Raw genomic sequence first — 3368 nt, forward strand, 5'->3', positions numbered from 1 at the left:
TGCCGGCGCGCTATGCATCGATCGTGATGCCGCTGGTGCTGTCGCTGCTGATGACCTTCGTGGTCTCGGCGATCTCGACGTGGAAGAGCCTCGGCGCCACGCCGGCCTTCGTCGCCACCTGGCCCACCGCCTGGGCGCTGTCGTGGCTGGTGGCGTTTCCCACCCTGCTCGCGCTGCTGCCGCTGGTGCGGCGGATCGTGGCGCTGGTCGTGGCACCGCCGACCGCACCGGGATGACGTCGTCGCAGGGTGGGCAAAGGCGCCGTGGCGCCGTGCCCACGCCCGGTAGAAGACGTGGGCACGCTTCGCTTTGCCCACCCTACGATGGACTGCCGCCCTTTCCCCATCGCGCCACGATCTCGTTCCCCGGACGCGATGCAGCGCGAAGTGCTGCTTCGCAGAGCCGGGGCCCCGGTGTCTTGAAGTAAAGCAACCGGGATCCCGGCTCTGCGCAGCGGCATGGCGGCGATGCAAGTGCATCGCCTGAGAATGCCGCAGCGCGTCCGGGAAACGAGACCGAGCTCAACGCACGCTGCGCTAATCCGCCCTACGGACTACCGGCGCTGTCGAATGCTTCAATCTGTCACGCCGTCGCGTCTGGCGGGGGCCGGGCGATGCGATACCCTCGTCAAAAAACACAGGGAGGGAATCATGTCAGCGACATTCAACCGTCGGCACTTCATCGGCGCCGGGGCGGCCGCGGCCGCGATGCCCCTGCTGTCGCGCCAGGCCGGCGCGCAGGCCGCGTGGCCGTCGCGGCAGATCCGCATGGTCTGCAGCTATCCGGCCGGCGGGCAGACCGACCTGCTGGCGCGCGCCTTCGGCGAATATATCGGCCGGCAGACCGGGCAGACCGTGGTGATCGAAAACAAGACCGGCGCCTCCGGCGCGATCGGCACGGCCGATGTCGCGCGCGCCGAGCCGGACGGCCACACCATCCTGTGCTCGATCTCGACCACCTATGTGATGAACCGGGTGACGATGAAGAACCCCGGCTACGACATGGACCGGGACCTGACGCTGGTCAGCGTCGTCCCGGGCGCCGGGCTGCCGCTGGTCGCGAGCACGAAGTCCGGCGTCAGGACGCTGGACGACTTCGTCGCTTTCGCGCGCAAGAACGGCAAGGTGAATTTCGGCACCTACAGCGCGGGCTCGGCGCCGCACATGACCATCAACGAACTCAACAAGCAGTACGGCCTCAATATCGAGCCGATCCACTACCGCGGCGAAGCGCCGATGTGGACCGGACTGGCGGAAGGCACGCTCGATGCCGCGATGGGCAGCTACACCGCGGCGCAATCGGTGCTGCAAAGCGACCGCGGCGTGGCCTTCGCCGTGCATTCGAAGAAGGTCGGTGCGATGCCTGATGTGAAGACCCTGCCCGAGCAGGGCGCGACCTCAAAATTCTTCACCGTCAGCGGCTTCACCGGCTGGGCCCTGCCGAAGGCGACGCCGCAGGGAATCGTCGACCGGCTGGCGCAGCTCTGCGTGGCCGCCAACAGCGATCCGAAGGTGAAGGAGGTTCTCAGCACCTTCGTGCTGGAGCCTGCGCTCGGCTTCAAGGACAGCAACGCGCTGTATCAGCGCGAACTGCCGGTGTGGATCGACGCCGCGCAGGCGCTCGGCCTGGCGCCGGTGTGAAACGGACAGCCCGTAGGGCGCAATAGCGCAGCGTATTGCGCCGCCTCTTGTTGCGGTTCGGCGGCGGATTACGCTGCGCTCATCCGCCCTACGGGCACGAGCGGCGCGTGGGACATTTTGAATGGGGTCGCGTCAGGCGGCCGCGTTGCGGACCAACCCGCCGGCGGCCTCGATCTCGCGGTGCAGCCATTCCGGGGCCATGTCGTAGCCGTTCGGCCAGGTCGGCGCGCCGTCTTCGAGGAAGACCCGGGCGAAATAGGCCGGATCGCGCAACGGCTCGATCATCGGGCCGGTTTCGGTGAGCGCGGCGGAGAAGTGATACTCGCCCATCGTCCCGTCGCTGAACGTGGCGTGCAGGCGGTGTCCGTCGAGCACCTTGAGTTTGGCGACCTTAATCATCGTCGAGACCTGCGATCTTGATGAGCGGTCGGCTGGCCCGCGCCCGCTGCCAATTATCCTCCAACTCGCCGCGATGTGCCAGTACCCACTGCTTCACGAGGCGCGCGGCATTGGCCGGCAAATGCCCCGCGATAATATCTCCGCTCTCGATGGAAACATTGGCCTCGTGCCCGCTATAGGTCGCGAACAGGTGCGGCGGCGGATGGTCGCGAAAGTACATCCAGATCGCAATTCCATAAAAGTAAGCGATGGTCGGCATGACGCGCGGCCGCCGGTTCAATTCGGATCGAAGGCGACGAAGCGGCCCTCGCGGTACACGAACAGCGCTTTCGTGAGCCGGTAGGGGGCGGTCGCCAGCTTCTCCGCCATCGCCCGCATCGCCTTCAGACCAGCACGATTGTTCGAGCCCGTGACCAGCAGCGCATCGCGCCCCGGGACGGCGATGACGACGTCGCCATCCACCTTGATCTGGCCGGTCGACCACATCTCGTCGATCAGCAGCAGGCTGGGTTCGTAGTTGCCGCCCGCCGAGATCGACGCCCAGCCGTCCTCGTGCGGCCGCATCTCGATTTTCGGCAGGATGCGCTTGAGATTGCCGATCGCCCGCGCGCGAAGCGTGTTGCGGTCGCCGACCTCGTCGCCCGTATTCAGATAGCGGGCGCGCGTGCTGCTGTCCTCGACATAGGCGATCACCAGCTCCTTGTTGAGCGGCTCGAACAGCGGCTCGTGGCCGCGCGATCGAAATATCGGCGCGATCTCGGCCAGCCAGCCGCGGTCCTTGATCATCGGCACGACGCGCGAGAGCTGGAGCTTTGCGGGAACGGGATCGCGCACCGCGCGAGCGAACAGCTGGACCAGGTCGTCGAACCGTTCCGGCTGCCCGCGGTACTCGCCATAGATGTTGGTCAGGTTGATGTCGTTGGTGTTGCCGTCGGCGGTGCGGACGGTGAGCCGCAGCTCCTGCCGGACGGCGACGCTCGCCGACGGCTCGGCCGCGCCAAGCGCCTGGGCAAAGCGTTCGGTGAAGGCTTGCGGGGGCAGGATTTCCACCGCCGCGACGCTGCCCCCCAGCAGCAGGAAGGTGAGGCCCCACGCCATGAACACACGCCGCATGTCACATCCGCCCTGAATGCAATCTTAGAGATTATATCTCAGCCAAGTGTACTAGCAAGTGTGCTCGAAAATTTCGCGCGGCTACCTCGCGCCCCGGACGCGATGCAACCTAGCGATGCGCGGCATCGCTTAGAAGTGTTGCTTCGCAGAGCCGGGGTCCCGGTTGATTAAGAAAGCGGGATCCCGGCTCTGCGCAGCAGCGTTTCACGCTGCAGC

General features: G+C 66.4%; 5 protein-coding genes. 2 read left to right on the forward strand and 3 right to left on the reverse strand.

Annotated elements, in window-relative coordinates; genetic code table 11:
• Together JWR89_RS12520 and JWR89_RS12525 are read left to right on the forward strand one after the other, a co-directional pair.
• The coding region (locus tag JWR89_RS12520) for a DUF2798 domain-containing protein (RefSeq protein WP_299716433.1) at nt 1-236 on the forward strand (236 nt) is incomplete at its 5' end.
• 414 nt (nt 237-650) lie between these two features.
• Entirely contained in the window at nt 651-1640 is a 990-nt protein-coding gene (locus JWR89_RS12525; protein WP_299716436.1) for a tripartite tricarboxylate transporter substrate binding protein, read from the forward strand.
• Nucleotides 1641-1772: 132 nt separating this feature from the next.
• On the opposite strand, the gene JWR89_RS12530 is transcribed toward JWR89_RS12525, so the two are convergent.
• The 3 genes from JWR89_RS12530 to JWR89_RS12540 are packed head-to-tail and all read right to left on the reverse strand — an operon-like array spanning nt 1773 to nt 3137.
• A complete protein-coding gene (locus JWR89_RS12530) occupies nt 1773-2039 on the reverse strand; it encodes a DUF2442 domain-containing protein (RefSeq protein WP_299716439.1) in 267 nt (88 codons plus the stop codon).
• The gene (locus JWR89_RS12535) at nt 2032-2298 is read right to left on the reverse strand and encodes a DUF4160 domain-containing protein (protein WP_299716442.1); all 267 of its coding nucleotides are present in this window, start codon (nt 2296-2298) and stop codon (nt 2032-2034) included. The genes JWR89_RS12530 and JWR89_RS12535 overlap by 8 nt, the downstream gene beginning before the upstream one ends.
• A 17-nt stretch (nt 2299-2315) precedes the next feature.
• Nucleotides 2316-3137 carry a hypothetical protein gene (locus tag JWR89_RS12540; RefSeq protein WP_299716444.1) on the reverse strand — a complete coding sequence of 274 codons (822 nt, stop codon included), beginning with the start codon at nt 3135-3137 and terminating at the stop codon, nt 2316-2318.
• Nucleotides 3138-3368: the final 231 nt, after the last annotated feature.

It is taken from the genome of Tardiphaga sp. (genome assembly GCF_028290785.1).
Taxonomy (GTDB): Bacteria; Pseudomonadota; Alphaproteobacteria; order Rhizobiales; family Xanthobacteraceae; genus Tardiphaga.

Bases quoted from the DNA above. Each gene is read 5' to 3' on its own strand.
- JWR89_RS12535 (WP_299716442.1), bottom strand. From the start codon at position 2,298: ATGCCGACCATCGCTTACTTTTATGGAATTGCGATCTGGATGTACTTT.
- JWR89_RS12525 (WP_299716436.1), top strand. From the start codon at position 651: ATGTCAGCGACATTCAACCGTCGGCACTTCATCGGCGCCGGGGCGGCC.
- JWR89_RS12540 (WP_299716444.1), bottom strand. From the start codon at position 3,137: ATGGCGTGGGGCCTCACCTTCCTGCTGCTGGGGGGCAGCGTCGCGGCG.
- JWR89_RS12530 (WP_299716439.1), bottom strand. From the start codon at position 2,039: ATGATTAAGGTCGCCAAACTCAAGGTGCTCGACGGACACCGCCTGCAC.